Origin of the sequence: Halanaerobium saccharolyticum, assembly GCF_004362045.1 — a bacterium.
In the GTDB taxonomy this organism is placed as follows: domain Bacteria; phylum Bacillota; class Halanaerobiia; order Halanaerobiales; family Halanaerobiaceae; genus Halanaerobium; species Halanaerobium saccharolyticum_C.
Window position 1 is genome coordinate 1 of sequence record NZ_SNWX01000026.1, and the last position, 16,356, is coordinate 16,356.

14 protein-coding genes are annotated in these 16,356 nt (G+C 39.0%); all 14 read left to right on the forward strand.

Annotated features, from left to right (window positions below):
• Positions 1-118: 118 nt before the first annotated feature.
• Positions 119-1,111, forward strand: coding sequence for a TRAP transporter substrate-binding protein (locus DFR79_RS12600; protein ID WP_133515834.1), 993 nt, complete (start codon positions 119-121; stop codon positions 1,109-1,111).
• A gap of 72 nt (positions 1,112-1,183) precedes the next feature.
• Positions 1,184-1,669 carry a TRAP transporter small permease gene (locus tag DFR79_RS12605; RefSeq protein WP_133515835.1) on the forward strand — a complete coding sequence of 162 codons (486 nt, stop codon included), beginning with the start codon at positions 1,184-1,186 and terminating at the stop codon, positions 1,667-1,669.
• Between the two features lie 13 nt (positions 1,670-1,682).
• Positions 1,683-2,963: a TRAP transporter large permease gene (locus DFR79_RS12610; protein WP_133515836.1), complete on the forward strand. Its 1,281-nt coding sequence runs from the start codon at positions 1,683-1,685 to the stop codon at positions 2,961-2,963.
• A 27-nt stretch (positions 2,964-2,990) separates the two neighbouring features.
• A complete protein-coding gene (kduI, locus tag DFR79_RS12615) occupies positions 2,991-3,821 on the forward strand; it encodes a 5-dehydro-4-deoxy-D-glucuronate isomerase (RefSeq protein ID WP_133515837.1) in 831 nt (276 codons plus the stop codon).
• Between the two features lie 92 nt (positions 3,822-3,913).
• Positions 3,914-4,678, forward strand: coding sequence for a 2-dehydro-3-deoxy-D-gluconate 5-dehydrogenase KduD (gene kduD, locus DFR79_RS12620; protein ID WP_133515838.1), 765 nt, complete (start codon positions 3,914-3,916; stop codon positions 4,676-4,678).
• A 153-nt stretch (positions 4,679-4,831) separates the two neighbouring features.
• A complete protein-coding gene (locus tag DFR79_RS12625; protein WP_133515839.1) occupies positions 4,832-5,725 on the forward strand; it encodes a dihydrodipicolinate synthase family protein in 894 nt (297 codons plus the stop codon).
• 26 nt (positions 5,726-5,751) lie between these two features.
• Positions 5,752-6,738: a 3-dehydro-L-gulonate 2-dehydrogenase gene (gene yiaK, locus DFR79_RS12630; RefSeq protein WP_133515840.1), complete on the forward strand. Its 987-nt coding sequence runs from the start codon at positions 5,752-5,754 to the stop codon at positions 6,736-6,738.
• Positions 6,739-6,827: 89 nt separating this feature from the next.
• Entirely contained in the window at positions 6,828-7,217 is a 390-nt protein-coding gene (gene mntA / locus DFR79_RS12635) for a type VII toxin-antitoxin system MntA family adenylyltransferase antitoxin (protein ID WP_133515841.1), read from the forward strand.
• Positions 7,217-7,624 carry a type VII toxin-antitoxin system HepT family RNase toxin gene (gene hepT / locus DFR79_RS12640; protein WP_133515842.1) on the forward strand — a complete coding sequence of 136 codons (408 nt, stop codon included), beginning with the start codon at positions 7,217-7,219 and terminating at the stop codon, positions 7,622-7,624. Before mntA ends, hepT begins: the two co-directional genes overlap by 1 nt.
• A gap of 124 nt (positions 7,625-7,748) precedes the next feature.
• Positions 7,749-9,239, forward strand: a complete 1,491-nt coding sequence (locus DFR79_RS12645; RefSeq protein WP_133515843.1) for a hypothetical protein — start codon at positions 7,749-7,751, stop codon at positions 9,237-9,239.
• A gap of 1 nt (position 9,240) precedes the next feature.
• Positions 9,241-10,020 carry a DUF6063 family protein gene (locus DFR79_RS12650; protein WP_133515844.1) on the forward strand — a complete coding sequence of 260 codons (780 nt, stop codon included), beginning with the start codon at positions 9,241-9,243 and terminating at the stop codon, positions 10,018-10,020.
• Positions 10,004-14,482 (forward strand): hypothetical protein, encoded by a 4,479-nt coding sequence (locus DFR79_RS12655; protein WP_133515845.1) that lies wholly within the window; start codon positions 10,004-10,006, stop codon positions 14,480-14,482. Before DFR79_RS12650 ends, DFR79_RS12655 begins: the two co-directional genes overlap by 17 nt.
• Positions 14,457-15,593, forward strand: coding sequence for a Wadjet anti-phage system protein JetD domain-containing protein (locus tag DFR79_RS12660; RefSeq protein ID WP_133515846.1), 1,137 nt, complete (start codon positions 14,457-14,459; stop codon positions 15,591-15,593). The genes DFR79_RS12655 and DFR79_RS12660 overlap by 26 nt, the downstream gene beginning before the upstream one ends.
• Positions 15,580-16,239: a flavodoxin family protein gene (locus DFR79_RS12665; protein ID WP_166638052.1), complete on the forward strand. Its 660-nt coding sequence runs from the start codon at positions 15,580-15,582 to the stop codon at positions 16,237-16,239. The genes DFR79_RS12660 and DFR79_RS12665 overlap by 14 nt, the downstream gene beginning before the upstream one ends.
• Positions 16,240-16,356 lie beyond the last annotated feature (117 nt).

The window sequence follows — 16,356 nt, forward strand, 5'->3', positions numbered from 1 at the left end:
AGGGGGAGGGATTCCTGCATTTAATGCAGATTTCTAACCTGACAACCATGATAACTATTAATATTTTTAAAAAAACTATTAGATTTGACGTAACGTAATAAAACCTAGGAGGAATAAAATGAAATTTAAGAAATTAATTTTGATCAGTATTTTTGTTTTTGTCCTATTAATGGCTAACACTGTGATGACTTTTGCTGCAACTTATGAGTGGTCTCTAGCATCAGTTTTACCGGAATCTCATCCAGTTCATAGTTCTTTAGAATTTTTTGCAGAAAGAGTAAATCAGAATACAGATGGAGAAGTAGAAATTACAATTTTTGCCGGTGGTCAGCTGGGAGAAGAGCAGGATTATATTGAAGGGTTACAGCTGGGAACTGTTGATATGGCAAAAGTTTCTTCTGCTCCTCTGGGACAATTTTCCGAAAGCCTGCAGGTTTTAAGTCTACCATTTATATTTAGAGATATCGACCATCAGCATGCTGTAGTAAGAGGTCCTATTGGTAAAAATCTAATGGCCGACTTAGAGGATCATGGTTTTAAAGGCTTAAGTTTCTTTGACGCTGGGTTTAGAAGTGTTACTAATACTGTTCGTCCGATTAGAAAGCCGGAAGATTTAGAAGGATTACAGATTAGAGTTATGGGAAGTCAGCCTTTAATTGAAACCATCAATGCTTTTGGAGCAACAGCAGTGCCAATGGGTCAGGGCGAAGTTTATGTAGCTTTACAGCAGGGAGTAATCGACGGCTGGGAAAATAATATACCTACAGTTCTAACCTTTAACATGCAGGAAGTAGCCGAATATTATTCTTATACCCGTCATGTTTCTATACCCGATATTTTAATCATGAGAAATGATCTTTTTGCAGACTTAGATGAAGAAACAAAAGCGGCGATAATGGATGCTGCAGAAGCAACTGCAATTTATCAATCAAGTATCTGGGGAGATTATGTGGGTCAGGCTAAGAAGAAATTAAAAGAAGAAGGCATGATCTTTAATGAAGTAGACAATATTAAGGATTTCCAGAAAGTAGTAACTCCAATTTATGAAAAATACGGCCAGCAGATTCCTAATGGAGAACAGTTAATCGAATCAATCGTAAATTATGAATAATAATCTTAAAATTAATCCGGTTATGATCCAGGTGGGTCATAATCGGATTCTTAAAAAGGAAGGATTATTAAAATGGATAGATTAATTTTAGTGATAGATAAAATTGAAAGGTATCTTACTTATCTTACTTCAGTAATGATTATTTTATTAACAACTGTAATTAGTGCTCAGATATTTTTTAGATATGTTTTAAACACAGGAGTATTCTGGCTGCAGGAATTATCAGTTATTATGATGATGTGGATAGTATTTTTAGGAGCAAGTGGAGCTGTCTGGGATAATCGACATATCGGCTTAAATTTTGTAGTAGATAGTTTACCTGCAGGTGTAACAATCTGGGTTAGAGTATTAAGTGATTTGATTATTGCTATTTTCTCTATTCTGTTTTTTAACTATGGTTTAACTATGACACTTAAAACTGGGGGAACTCTGTCCGCTCTCAGAATTCCGATTGGTTTTACATATGCAATTATACCTGTGACAGCAGTACTGATGGCTTTATTTGCTATTATAAATTTAATAAATCGAATTAGACTTTATTATTTAAATGAAGACTAGGAGGTAGTAATTTATGGAACCAATCTGGGTTTTAGTTTCTACATTCTCATTTTTTCTGGTAATTGGACTTCCTATAGCTTTTTGCCTGGCTACATCATCTTTATTAACAGCGATGGCTATGGGGATTCCACCCTTAATCGTAGCCCAGAGAATTGCACGAGGAGTTCAATCTGTTCCTTTAATCGCAATCCCCTTGTTTGTCTTAGCCGGTTCAATAATGGCTAAAGGGGGAATAGCAAAAAGAATAGTTGATTTTGCTTATATTTTAGTTGGTCCTTTTAAAGGGGGACTGGCTATGGTAAATTGTGTACAGTCAATGTTTTTTGGTGGAGTTTCTGGATCTGCAATTGCAGATATTTCTTCCACCGGTCCAATTATGATTCCTATGATGGTAGAAAAAGGCTATGATCGCGAATTTGCTACTGCGATTACTGTTGCCTCTTCAACTCAGGGTATTATTATACCACCCAGTCATAATATGATAATTTTTGCAATGGCAGCTGGGGGAGTTTCGATTGCAGATTTGTTTTTAGCTGGCTACATACCAGGGATTATGGTTGGTTTATCCCTGATGATCACCAGTTATTTTATTGCTATCAAAAGAGGTTATCCGCGTGAGCAGAGACCATCATTTAAGGAGTCTGTCCAGATTACAAAAGATGGTTTGCTGAGTTTACTGGCTGCTGTCATAATTGTGGGAGGAATTGCCTTTGGTATTTTTACTGCAACTGAGGCCTCAGCAATTGCGGTCTTATATGCTGCATTTTTAGGGATTTTCATTTATAAAGAAATTACTTTTAAAGATCTATTCCCAATAGTTGTAGAAAGTGTAAAAACTATCTGTACTGTCTTATTTCTGATTGGTGCTGCTTCTGCTTTTGGCTGGATTATTACCTATCTGCAGGTGCCGGCTCTGGTAACAAATTTCTTTTTATCACTGACTACAAATAGAATAATTATTTTTCTTTTAATTAATGTCTTACTTATTTTACTGGGAATGGTAATGGATGTTGCACCTTTGATAGTTATTGTGACCCCGGTTTTATTACCTGTTGTTCAGTCTTTAGGCATGAGTTCTATAACCTTTGCTGTGGTTTTATTACTTAATTTAGGAATCGGTTTAACCACACCCCCGGTTGGAACAGGATTGTTTGTCGGCTGTTCGGTAGGTAAAACTACAATGGAAAAAACGGCTAAATCAACCATGATTTTATGGCCGGGTATGATTTTAGTAGTGCTTTTAGTAACTTTTATTCCAACATTAACTACTTTTTTACCAAATTTGTTTAATTAAATCTCAAAAAAACATAGGAGGAATATTATGGACGTTAGATATCCGGTACATGCAAGAAATTTTAAGAGGATGACCACAGATGAACTCAGAAATGATTTTTTGGTTGATGATCTTTTTAAGGAAGATGAAATTAAACTTATTTACAGCCATATTGATAGAATAGTAATTGGTTCTGCAGTTCCTGAAACTAAAGAACTTAAGATCGAGGTAGATAAAGAGATTGGAGCTAATTACTTTCTGGAAAGAAGAGAAATGGGAATAATCAACATTGGCGGCCCAGGTCAGGTAATAGTTGATGGAGAAAAATACAGCCTCGATTCTGGAGAAGGTCTATATTTAGGTAAGGGGAGTAAAGAAATTTCTTTTATAAGTGAAAACGGGGAAAAAGCAGCTAATTTTTATTTTAACAGCACTCCGGCTCACAAAAAATATCCAGATAAGAAAATAGCTTTAAGCGACATTCAGGCTGAGCATTTAGGAGAAAAAGAAAAATGTAATTTAAGAGATCTTTATAAATATATTCATCCCGGAGGAGTTCAGAGCTGTCAGTTAGTAATGGGGATGACCAAAATAAAAGAAAATAACAACTGGAATACCATGCCCTGCCATACTCATGACCGCAGAATGGAAGTTTACTTTTATTTCGATATTGAAGCTGATAATGTTTTATTCCATTTATTTGGCGAACCAGATGAAACCCGGCATATTGTAGTTAGAAATAAGCAGGCCGTAATCAGTCCCAGCTATTCGATTCACTCCGGAGTAGGTACCAAAAATTACAGCTTTATCTGGGGTATGGCTGGAGAAAATCAGACATTTACTGATATGGACCATGTTCCGATGGATGTTTTAAAGTAAGAGTATTAGAATAAAAGTATAAGTTATTTTATGCTTAAAATATTTTTGATCAGGCAAGATTAATAATCATAAAATTTCGAGGGAGAGATAATATGGATTTATTCAACTTAGAAGGAAAAGTTGCTATTGTTACAGGCTGCTCTAGTAAAAAGGGAATCGGTTATGCAGTTGCAGAAGGTCTGGCAGAAGCAGGTGCCGATATAGCGGGAGTTGCCCGCAGTGATTTAAGTGAGATAAAAACAGCTATAGAAAGCAAAACAGGTCAGAAGTTTCTGGGAATTCAGGCTGATTTAATGGAAGAAGAGAATTTAGATAAAATAATCGAAGCAGCTCTCAGTGAGTATGGCAGAATTGATATCCTGGTTAACAATGCCGGGATTATTAGACGCGATCCTATTCTAGAATTTTCAGCTGCCGACTGGGATGCTGTAATGACAGTTAATTTAAGAAATCTATTTTTATTAACTCAAAAAACAGCAAATTATTTTGTGGAAAATGAGATTAAAGGTAAGGTAATTAATACAGCTTCTATGTTATCTTACCAGGGAGGTAAATTTGTTCCTGCCTATACTGCCAGCAAACATGCAGTAGCGGGGATTACAAAATCATTCTGTAATGAGCTGGCGGCAAAAGGAATTAATGTAAATGCTATTGCTCCCGGGTATATAGCTACTAATAATACTGCTCCCTTAAGAGAGGACGAAGAAAGGAATGCGAGTATTTTAAGCAGAATTCCGGCCGGACGCTGGGGACAGAATGATGATTTAAAAGGAGCAGCTATTTTCCTGGCTTCTAAAGCTTCTGATTATGTGCATGGAAGTATGATTCCGGTTGATGGGGGCTGGCTGTCCAGTTAAAACTTAAAATCAATTGCAGTATAAAAATATTTAACGAAAGGAAGGGGAGTTATTAATATCTCCTTCTTTTTTATGTTATAATAACTTTATAGTAAGGTTATAAGACTTGAGTGAATTATTTTTTAAACAAAAAATGCAGAGGGAAGTGTTAGAATGGAGAGATTAAAAGGAATTGTCCCAGCTTTAATGACCCCATTTAAAAAAGAGGGAACAGCTGATTATGAATTTTTAAAGGAACATCTTGATTTTTTGATTGAGGCAGAAGTTGATTCACTTTACATACTGGGGACAGCCGCCGAAGTGTTTTTAATGGACTTAGAAGAGAGAAAAAAGGTGGCCAAAACTGTTGTTGAACATACTGCCGGTCGGATTCCGATTTTCATGCATGTCGGAGATTTGAGAATGGATCAGGCTGCAGAGATGATTGATTTTGCAAAAAATATAGATATTGCCGGCCTGGGAGCGGTAACACCTTTTTATTACCATTTTTCTCAGCAGCAGATGATAGATTATTATCAGCAGCTTGCTGAGCTGGCAGCTCCGGAATTGAATTTGTATCTCTATAATTTACCTTCCTATACTACTAATGATCTGCTGCCGGATTCTGTGGCAGAATTGAGTCAGACAAAAAATATTATCGGAATCAAAAACAGTATGGCTGATCTGGAAAGGCTTTATACTTTGATTGATCAGAGCCAGGATGATTTCGATATTATAATGGGTAATGATTTACTTGCCTACCCGGCCTTTTTATATGGTGCTAAAGCTGTAGTTTCCGGCCATTCCAATGTTTTCCCCGAGATTTTTGTTAAACTTTATCAGGCGCTGGAAGCGGGAGATTTAAAAACAGCCCGTAAAATGCAGCAGGCTACTACTGTCATCGGCAGGGTCTTAAAAGGAGGCAGCAACCTGGCTTATTATAAGAAAGCTATGGAGTTTAGAGGTTTTAAGCCGGCTTACAGCCGGGAGCCGATAGGAAGTTTAACTGATAATCAAGTTAAGAAATTGAAATCAGATCTGAAGCAAATCGAGAAAAAATATTTATAAAGAGCTCAGGAAAGGGATGATCGGAAATGAGAATTAAGTATCAAAAATTATATGATAAATTTTTAGAAGTTCTGCTGGATCGAGGTTTTGAGCATAAAAAAGCAGAACTTGCTGCTAAAATTTTTGCAGACAGCAGTCTGGACGGTTTTCAGTCACATGGAATTAACAGGTTTCCCGAGTTTATAATGATGATTGACGAGGGCTATGTAGATATTGAAGCAGAGCCCGAAAAAGTTGAGGCTAATGGGAATATTGAAATTTATGATGGCAATCTGGGGCCAGGAGCTTTAAATGCTCATCAGATAATGGAAAAAGCAGTTGCTAAAGCCAAAAAAGAAGGTGTAGCAGTGATGGCTCTGCGCAATACAAATCACTGGATGCGGGGCGGCACCTACGGCTGGCAGGCAGCAGAAGCAGGCTGTGGTGCAATCTGTTTTACCAATACTCTACCCAATTTACCACCCTGGGGAGCTAAGGAGTCAAAACTGGGGAATAATCCACTGGTGATGGCGATTCCGCGCCAGGAAAAACATATTGTTCTGGATATGGCGGTTTCTCAGTATGCCTATGGAACTCTGGGCGAATATGAGATGAAAAATAAGGATTTACCCTATCCCGGTGGTTATAACAAAGCAGGAGAATTGACCACTGATCCGGGCGAAATTTTAGAAACAATGCGGCCGCTTCCTGCCGGCTACTGGAAGGGTTCCGGACTTTCGATGATGCTTGATCTATTTTCCGCCCTACTTTCTGGAGGTTTAAATACTTTTTTAATTGGAAAAAAAGAAAAAGAGCATGCGGTTTCTCAGCTTTTTCTGGTTTTTGATATGGAGGATAAAATCAACGAAGAAACAACTGAACAGACTGTTGATTCTATTCATTCGGCAGAGAGAGTTGATCCCGAACAAAAACCGACTTATCCAGGAGAAGGAACTTATCTGCGGCGGCAGGAAAATCTTGAAAAGGGAATTCCAGTTCAAAAAGAAGCCTGGGAAAAACTCAATAATTTATAATTAAAAAACAAACAGCTTTCTTAATTGAGAGCTGGTTTTCTTTTTAAATTACTTTAAATGATGTATAATTTAATAAATGGGGTGATGCTATGGATTTAGAAGTGCCAGCAGCTATTATTGAAAAGTATAATATAGAATTATTTATTGTTTTTGGATCCTATGCTGAAAATGTGAACAAGCCGGAAAGTGACCTGGACCTGGCTTATAAAAGCTCTAAGATTTTGGCAGAAGAAAAGGAGTTAGAGCTTTTAAAAAAATTATCTCAATTTTATCAGCGTGGTGATCTTGATTTAGTTAATTTAGCCAAAGCTGAACCAGTTTTAAAGGTAGAGGTGGCTAAAAAGGGAAGATTATTATATGGCAGTGAGAAAAAATTTGAAGAGTTCAGCATTTATGCTGCTGCTATTTATGCTGATACAAAGTTTCTGCGTGATGATCGCAGAAAAACTCTGGAGAAAAAGCTTGAGGTGAGGCGTTAATGAGCGAAATAATAGTAAATAAACTGATTAAAATGGAAGAATACATTAGTGAATTAGAAGAATTTAAACCTGAAACATATAAGGAATATAAAAATGATCAGCTTAAGCGGTATGCGATTGAGCGTTTAATTCAGCTAATTATTGATTTAGCTCTGGATATTAATAATGTTTTAATAAAAAAATCAGATCACTATCCCGCCCAGGATTATTATTCTTCATTTCTGGAATTAGTTGAACTGGAGATTTTACCAGAAGAATTTGCCAGAGATATTGCCCCCAGTACCGGAATTAGAAACCGACTGGTTCATGAATACGAGAAGGTTAATGATAAAGTTGTTTATCAAAATCTTGATAAGTTAGTTAAATATTATCTTGATTATATTAAATATGTAAATCAGAATATCTAAGTTTTAGAAGCAGCTTTCTTAAGCGAGAGCTGTTTTTTTGAGTAATTTTGCTTTAAAAGCAGGAAGAAGCCAGTCAAAATAGAATAAATATTAATGAAAGATTATTATTCTGGAGTTGATTTTTATGGATAGAGCCAATACAGGTTTACATGAGCGTTTAAAAAAGACAACTGCGATTTCACAGCTGGGGCGGGGAATGGATGTGGGAGCTTTAAATGATTATTCCCACCAGATTGCCCTATATCTGCTGCTTAAGGTTTTTAAGCGGGAAATTAATAATAACGGTCAGCGGCAGAGACGTGATCTGATTTCAATGACTACAGAAGTGGTTAAAGAGATGAAATTGCCGCTTAATCTGGAAGAAATTGAGAGGCTGGTGGATGGAGTTCTCTATTCCGGGGATCCAAAACAGCAGTCTTATTTTACTGCCCGGATTTATGATGAAAAGGCCGGGAAAATCAGAGAATTTAAATACCGCTATTTAATTCCCGACCGCGAAGCCTCTAACTGGCAGGAAGGTGGGAGCACAGTCTATATGCTCTCCGAAACTGCTCAGGAAATTATTTTTATCACCAGAGAAATTTTAGAGGAATTTGGTTTTGACCTGGAGCAGTTTTATACCCTGCAGCTGATCAAAAATGGCAACTTTACCGAAGCCAAAAGCAGTGTCAGCAACCTAATTGCCCGGGTTCGTAATTTAATCAAAAAGGAAAAGGACTGGCGGGAGGATATTCTGCGCAATCCGGGTCTCATATTTTCAGCCTATAAAGAGCGCAAACGGCGAACGGAAGCCGAGGTTAGAGAACAGTTTAAAGATGAAAAAAAAGTTTTTAATGATATTTTTGTCTGGCGGGACAGGCTCGATACCTTTGAGAATGTAAATCGAAAAGAAGGGGAACTGCTTTTTGAAGAGCTGGAGCGAGCTCGATCCCTACACGATCGGCTGGCCGAGCTTACAATTTCTAATCTTTCCCTTGAACTGCAGATTCGTAGGGATAACCCTGATATTTTCTGGAAGACTTCCCGCCTCAGTTTCAAAAAAGACTTCTGGCAGAATACCATCTTACAGGAAGGACTGCCCCGGATGGAGCTGCTGGAAGAAATGCTCAACCCCCTATTTTCACCGGCCCAGGACTTTATTTTTCCTTTAGCCTGGGCCTGGTCAGAACAGCAGCTCTACAGTTATTTAGAAGAATCTGAGGCAGAACTGGAAGAATTTGAGGTCGAAGCAGCACCAAAACGGGAATTTGACTGGGAGCTGATTTTAGATCTCTGGCAGGATGTTTTTAAGGAATTAAAAGAAAAGGGCGAGTTTAATTTAAATCAGCTCAATCAGCTGCCCCTGGCGGAAAAGGAGCGCTGGCTGAGTCAGGAAATTAATCTGGAATTATTTATGATGTTTATTATCACCGATATCAAATTAAGACTGGTTGAGGAATACCCGGGACTTGATGAGCGGCTGCTCTTATTTAAACGTCTGACAGAGAAAAACGAAGATTTCGCAGAGCTGGCAGGTAAAAGAGTTAAAGCAGAACTAGATGCCGGGGCAGAAAAATTAAAGCTTCTGGATCAGTTTATCATTTCACCCTATAAAATTTATCTGGAGGAAGAATAAAATGGCTTTTAATCAGGAACAGTTAGAAAAAGGAGCAGCTTTGTTTTTTAAACTACTGGATGAGCAGATAATTTCTGCTTCTGAGCCGCTGGCGGAAAAGTATCGCAGTGACAGTGAAGTACATAATATTGTTAATACGATGGCAGCTGAGGCCGGGCTCAAGGTTTTTGCTACAGCCAGAAATGTACACTTGATCTCAAAGGCCAGGGGTTCAAGTTTTGCCAACTCCTATACTCAGATGAAAAGTAAGTATTCGGGCTTAAAGCGCAAAAGATATTTTTACCTGGCCAATATCATTATTTCAATTTTTCTGGCAGAGGTAGATAAAGAAAGCCATGTCCGGATTCGCTGGGAAGAGGAAGGTGTAAGCTACCACCGTCTTTCTGATCTGGTAACCTCGACTCTGGAGAGCTGGCAGCAGCGCAAAAAGGAAGATCACAGTTTTGCCGAGGAATGGTCAATTGCAGTTGAAGAGGTGGCAGAGCTCTGGCTGACCGAGTTTAACGAATATAAGTTGAGTCAGGTAGATGAGACTATAGATGTGACCAGGACCAGAGGTAACCGCCTTTCCTTTATTAACACCGCCTTAAAACCCTTAACTGAACAGGGATTGATCATTGATCAGAGTGATGAACTTAAAATCATTCCCCGGCCTCAACTTTATGAACGCCTGGATGAGATTTACCATGATCAGAAAAGATACAACCAATTTATGGATTTAATCAGAGAAACCCGCAGTAAAATTGAGCAGGAGGAAAATAAAGATGCCCAGACTGAGTAAAATAAGGATTACCGGAAATAAATATGATGGATTTCAGAAACAGCACCGCAACTCAATCTTTGATCTGGAGGCTGACCATACTCTTTTTACCCTCCAGAATGGGAGTGGGAAAGGAGTTATGCTCCAGCTGATTTCACAGCTGATGCTGCCCGGAACCGCCTGGGGTAAGCGGAATGGTAATAAGCTGGAGGGAATGTTTTATGACCGCTACCAGGTTTTTCAGCCCTATAGCTTCCACGTAGTTTTGGAGTGGAGACTTGATGGGAAAGAGGATAAAAAACTGCTGGCCGGGATCTGTGTTTCAGCCCACAAGCAGCAGAGCACCTCTGACCAGGAGGGAAAGGTCGGTTTAAAATATTTTCTCTATACTCATCAGTATCAGGGTCAGAGCCGTTTTGGCCTGGAAAATCTACCTCTGTATACTAAAAGCAGTGATCAGGTTTTAGAATATGATAAACTGGAAGAATTTATCGATCAGAACCGCAGTGACTTTATGAAGTTTTCGAAAACAGCTGTTTCCAGCCTCAACTCCGAATACTATCAGTACTTAAGCAGCCACGGAATTTACCGCTCCGAGTGGGAGATCATGAAAAACATCAACCGCAGTGAGGGTGGGTTGGAAAAATATTTTTCTCAGGCCAGGGATAATAAGGCACTTTTTGAACAGCTGATTATTCCGGCAGTCAGTGAGAGTATTTCCTATCGGGGAGAATCAGAACAGAATTCTCTGATCAATATTTTTGTTGATAATATCAAGATTGCAGAAAACCTGCCGGAATTGATTTCCCGGACCGAAGATCTGCAGAATTTAGATCAGATGGTGGAACCGCTGTTAAGTGATGCCGAACAGGGTCTGCGGCTGAAGAAAACGAAGACCATGATTAGAGAAAGAGGTAACAATTATCTGCGGGGAATTGCAGACCGCAGGACTTTTCTGGAAAATGAGCTGCGCCGCAGTGAGAGTGATTTACAAGCAGCGGAAAAGGAAATTAGGGATTTAAATTTTGCCCGGGAAAACTTAAAATATGTGGATAAAGCCAGAGAATTAAAAGAACTAAAGGATCTGCAGCAGCAGCAGCAAAAACAGCTGGAAGAGCTGAAAGCAAGAGAAGCCGCCTTAGAAGAGAACAGGCTCCAGTATCAGCTCAATCTGGAATATCTCAAATATCAAAAGCTGCAGCAGGAAGCAGCAGAGACCCAGCAGAAAATTTCTAACTTAAAGGAACGCAGTGAGTTTAAAGAAGTGGAAGCGGAGATTGAAAAAATAAAATCCAGACTGCAGGAAAATTATCAGCAGCTAAAAAACAAGCTGCAGAGAAGTGCAGCCGATTATTATTCCCATCAGAAGTATTTAAAATCAGAAACTAAAACTCTGATCCAGCGGGAAAAAGATCTTAAAAATCTGCTCCGGGATCAGGAAAGAATTATTGCTGACTATGAATTTAAAAAAGAAAAATTTGAGACAGAGCAGAAGAGGCTGGCCCAATTTTTTAATCCTCTGCAGCTGGAGACTCCGCGCTATCTGCTAGAGGAATTGAAAAAGAAAAAAGATGAGCTGGAGAAAAAGCTGGCCGAACTCAACGAAAACTTAAAAACGGAAATGGATAAAGAGAAAGAATTAAAAAACAAACAGCAGGAGCTGGAAGTTAAGCTGGCAGAAGCAAAAAAAGATCGAGACAACCTGGCTGAGCTTTATCAGCAGCAGAAGCAGGAGGAAGAAAAGGTTTTTTCCCTGTTAGTTAAGAATCTGGAGCTGGATAAATTCGATAATTTTTACAGCAAAAAATGGCTGCAGCAGCAGAAAAATGAGCTTTTAAAGTTAATTACTGAGAAAAAAGAACGGCTAAAGGAACTAAACAACCAGAGTTTTGAACTCCAGCTTGATCTAAATTTAAATGACCAGGAGTACTGGGTGGCCAATCATGAGCAGCAGAAATTATATCAGAAAATTAAAGCCTTAAATATTAGAGTTTACTATGGCAGTGAATTCCTATTTGAACTGAGAGATGACAGGGAAGACCTGTTAAAGAAATATCCGCAGCTGCCCTATGGGCTGGTTGTAGTTTATCAGTCAGACTGGGAGAAAATAGAGCAGAATCTCTCCTTAGAAGAGCTGATGCATTATGCAGTTCCAATTTTTATCAATCATCAGCTGGATCAGGAAGAAATAAAACTTCCCTTTAAGGTGCTGGGCGGAACTGAGTTAAAATTTATTGAGGATAATCAGAATTTCAGCAGCTGGTACAGCGGTCTGAAGCAGAAAGAGGCAGAAATAAGCGAAACGACTTCGATTCTGGAGACAAAGATAAATAAGCTGGAGGAACTCAACTATCAGGCAGCCGGGATGCTGCAGAAAAAGGAAGCTTCAGAGCTGAAAACTGAGCTGGATAATCTAGAGGCTGAGCTGGAAGAACTGCAGAAGTCGCTGCAGAAAAATGAGCACAGGCTGAGTAATACTGCTCAAAATATTAATTCTATCAGGGGCAGGATAGAGAAAAAAGAAGAGCAGCTTAAAGAAAATGCTACCAATCTGGAACAGATAGAAGAGTTTATAGAAGCTAAAGAAAATTTAGAGCAGAAAAAGTCCCGTTATCAGCAGGCAGAAGCGGAAATTGAAAAACTTGAATCCAGGCTGGAGGAAAACTCAGATAAACAGCGTCAGAATGATAAATTACTGCTGCAGCTGGATAATGATTTTGAAAACTGGCAGCAGAAGCTAAAGAATTTTCAAAATCAGCTGCGAGAAGTTTTAACTGAGGTAGAGACTCTAAAAATAACTGAGTCAGCCGGCCAGGACTACAAAGCTTCTAAAAATTATCCAGAGTTTATTAAAATAGAGGAAACTGAGGCCTATCAGGATTTTCAAAAGATAACTGACCTGCAGAAAAAAGAAGCAGAGATAGAAAGTGAATTAAAATATCTGCGCAAAGATCTGCAGAAAACTCTGGCTGCTTTAAATGAATCAGAGGCAGAATTAAATAATCTGGCAGCTGACTGGGAAACAAGAGACTATGATTTTCGCTCCCGGGAAAAACTTAAAATCAGCCTGGAAGAAGTAGAAACCCAGCTGCAGAGTCTGGAAGCTGAGATTAAAGAATTAGAGGCTGAAATTAATATTAGAACCGGAGAAATTAATAATCAGAGCCGGGTTTTAAGCGAAAAAGCAGCAGAAATCAAGGAGAGATTTCAGCGCTCGGTTCAGAGCTGGGAAGATGTGGACTTAAAGGTTAAAGAGCTGGAAATCAAAAAAGAGCTGAGTGAAGCCAGAGATTTTCAGTCAAAATTAAAGGAAATGATCATTAATTATAAAGATAAAATTTCTCATTACAGCAATTTGAGCAATAAACTCGAATACTATCAGCTGGAGGCGGCAAAGGGTGAGCTTAATGCCGGAATCAAAGAGGAACTTAAGGAAGATCCGGCGGCTGTGGTTGACAGCTGGACTGCTGATTATGAAAATATTCGTTCCAAACTGCAGAAGTTAAGAGAAAGAACAGAAGAAAATTATTACCGTTTTAAAAATGAAGTGGCAGAGATTGTGGAAAATAAAACTCTGCGCAGTAGAATTAACGAAAAACTGCTCAACAATTTCCGGATGAATGATTATCAGTATAATTTCGAAATGCTGAGCAGCTTTAAGGAATATTTAAACAATGAACTGAATCGAATTGATGAAGATAAATCGGAGGCAGAAAGAGCCCGCAGTCAGTGGGCTGAGCGTTCGGCCCTGCATGTGATGCGCCTAATTACTTCGATGCAGGAAATGATCAACAATATGGTTTATCACAATCAGCGGGGTTATGCTTTTCCTTTAGTCCGTCTGCGCCGCAGCGATCTGCTGCCTGAGACTGAGGAAGAGATTACGGCTGAACTGAAGGAATACTTTCTGGAACTGCTGCAGAAGTTTAAAGAACAGGAGATTGAGGTTGAGCGTTTAAGTGATTATCAGCTCAAAGAATACTGTGGAGATGCGGCACTTTTCTCCCGGGCCCTGCGCGGCCGTTATCCCGTACTCCAGGTTTATAAGATGACAGAGAAAAACGAATTTCTGCATGCTAAACCCGAGGATTATTTCTATTCTGACTGGGAAGCTGTAATTCAGGGTAAGGGTAATGCACCTGAGGGCAGTGGTGGTCAGTCATTATCAATCAATGCCTTTATGATGATGATGCTTTTAAATTACAAAAAGCAGCGTTTTGACCGCACAAATCCCTGGACAGTACTTTTTCTGGATAATCCCTTTGGTAAGGCTTCGGCCGCCCATGTGCTGGATCCGATCTTTAAAATTGCCGATAAGCTTAATTTTCAGCTGGTAGCCTTTGCGGCTCCGGAGATTATTAAAACAGAAATATCAGAGCGGTTTCCCGTATTCTGGGCTTTAGAGATTGCCGATGATCAGAAAAACAGAGGTGTAGTTAAAGGACAGGTGGTTTCCGGTGAAAGAAGAAGAAAAATGGAATAAGTTGTTTAAAAAATTTAGAAAAGAAGAGCTGGCCCATAGAAAGCGTTTTGAGCTGGCAGAACTGGAGGATTATTTTAAAACAAAACTGGGTGGAGTTTCTGCCTATCAGGCTGCCGGTGGTTATCAAAAACTTTATCAGCTGCTGCAGAAGCTGGAAGCCAACCATAAAATTAGTACAATTAAAAGTTCGGATTTCAATCAGCGGCAGCCTCAGCTTAAAAAGCGCTGGCGTCTGGTAAAAAAAGAGCATCAACACTGGTCAGATAAGGATATTTTGCGGCTTTCCCGGCATCTTAATTTGAACTATTATTTAAAAAGACCGGAGCAGCAGACGGAAGAGTTAAAACAGAAACTTTTTAGTCTCTGTAACTTTTTAAACAGTAAAGCTGAGCGGGAGTGGGCCAGCCGGGAAGAGCGTTCTCTGGAATTATTTGCTGACGAGAAATTTTTGAGCAGAGCAGAAGGAAAAAAACTTTTAAATAATTTAAAGTTAAGTCTGGCTGATTTGAAGGCCCAGCAGTACAACCATTTATTTGTTTACTGGACTCAGGACCCGACTCAGATCAAAAATATTTTGATCATGGAAAACCATTCGGCCTTTATTGGTGCCAAAAAAGCCCTGGCAGCAGGATTTAATATTTTCGCTAAAAATTTTGATACAGTAATTTACGGTCAGGGTAAAAAGATTGTCAGCAGTTTTTCCTTTTTAGAAGAACTGCTGGGAGTTAATTTGCTGGCCAATGAGCGGAAAAAAAGAAATAAAATTGAGGAGCTGAATATTTATTATGCCGGTGATCTGGATCCGGAAGGATTTGCAATTTATAAAACATTGAAAGAAAAATATCTGCAGTATGAGATTGAACTGCTGGAAGAATACTATCAGCTGCTTGTAGAAGAGTCCAATAAGTTTTATCCCTCACAGAAGCGGCAGAATAAAAATAAAAATGTTTTAGCTGTGGTGGCAGCCGAATTTCAAGCTCAGGATTTTGCTGAACTAGCGGCCAGCCTGGAAAAGGCCTGGGAGAAAGATTTGAGGCTGCCCCAGGAGCTTATAACTTTTGAAGTGCTGAAAAAATATTTTTTTGAGGAGGCAAAGAGTGGAAGCAGGTAAGTGGATTGGAATAAGTGCAGGTAGAGAAAATAAAGTGACCGAAAAGGCTGTCAAGACTATACTCAAAGCCAGCGGAGAGGATTATGATTTTTATTCACTCTCCAGCTTTGAAATACTCAGCTGTGATGGCTGTAATGGATGTGTTGAATCTCATCAATGTGTTAAAGATGACCAGCTCAACCAGATGTCAGAAGCTATGCAGCAGGCTGCAGGAATTGTTTTTGGAGCCCCGGAATACTGGGATGGAATGAATGCTAAGGGGAGAGCTTTCTGGGAAAGAATCTGTTTTAGTACCCGCCATAATGAATATTTTCCCCTGGCAGATAAGCCGGCTGTATTAATTGGAATCAGTGGTGATGGTAATTCTGCTGGAGTTATAGAAGATGGAATCGAATTTATGCAGGACGCCCGCCTGGAAATTATAGAAAAGATTGAAATTAAAGGAGAATATGCCTGCTTTGACTGCGGTTATGGCCACCTCTGCCAGGTAGGAGGCCTCAAAAATTTTTATGATCTGCCCGTAAAAGCAGAAGAAATTGAGCGGCCCAGACTAGCAGAAGGACAGTTGGAAGAAGAGATAGATTATGCTGGAATCAGAGCTGTCTGTGCGCGGTTTCGTGAAGTAGAGGCTGAAGTCTGCAGATAAAATTCAAGCCAGCAGTTGATAGTTAAATTTAAATTTATAAAAAACATTAATCATTTTTAAACAAACGCTTGACTAATCACAAAAATAGTATTATGATAAAAACAAATCAAAATAGTA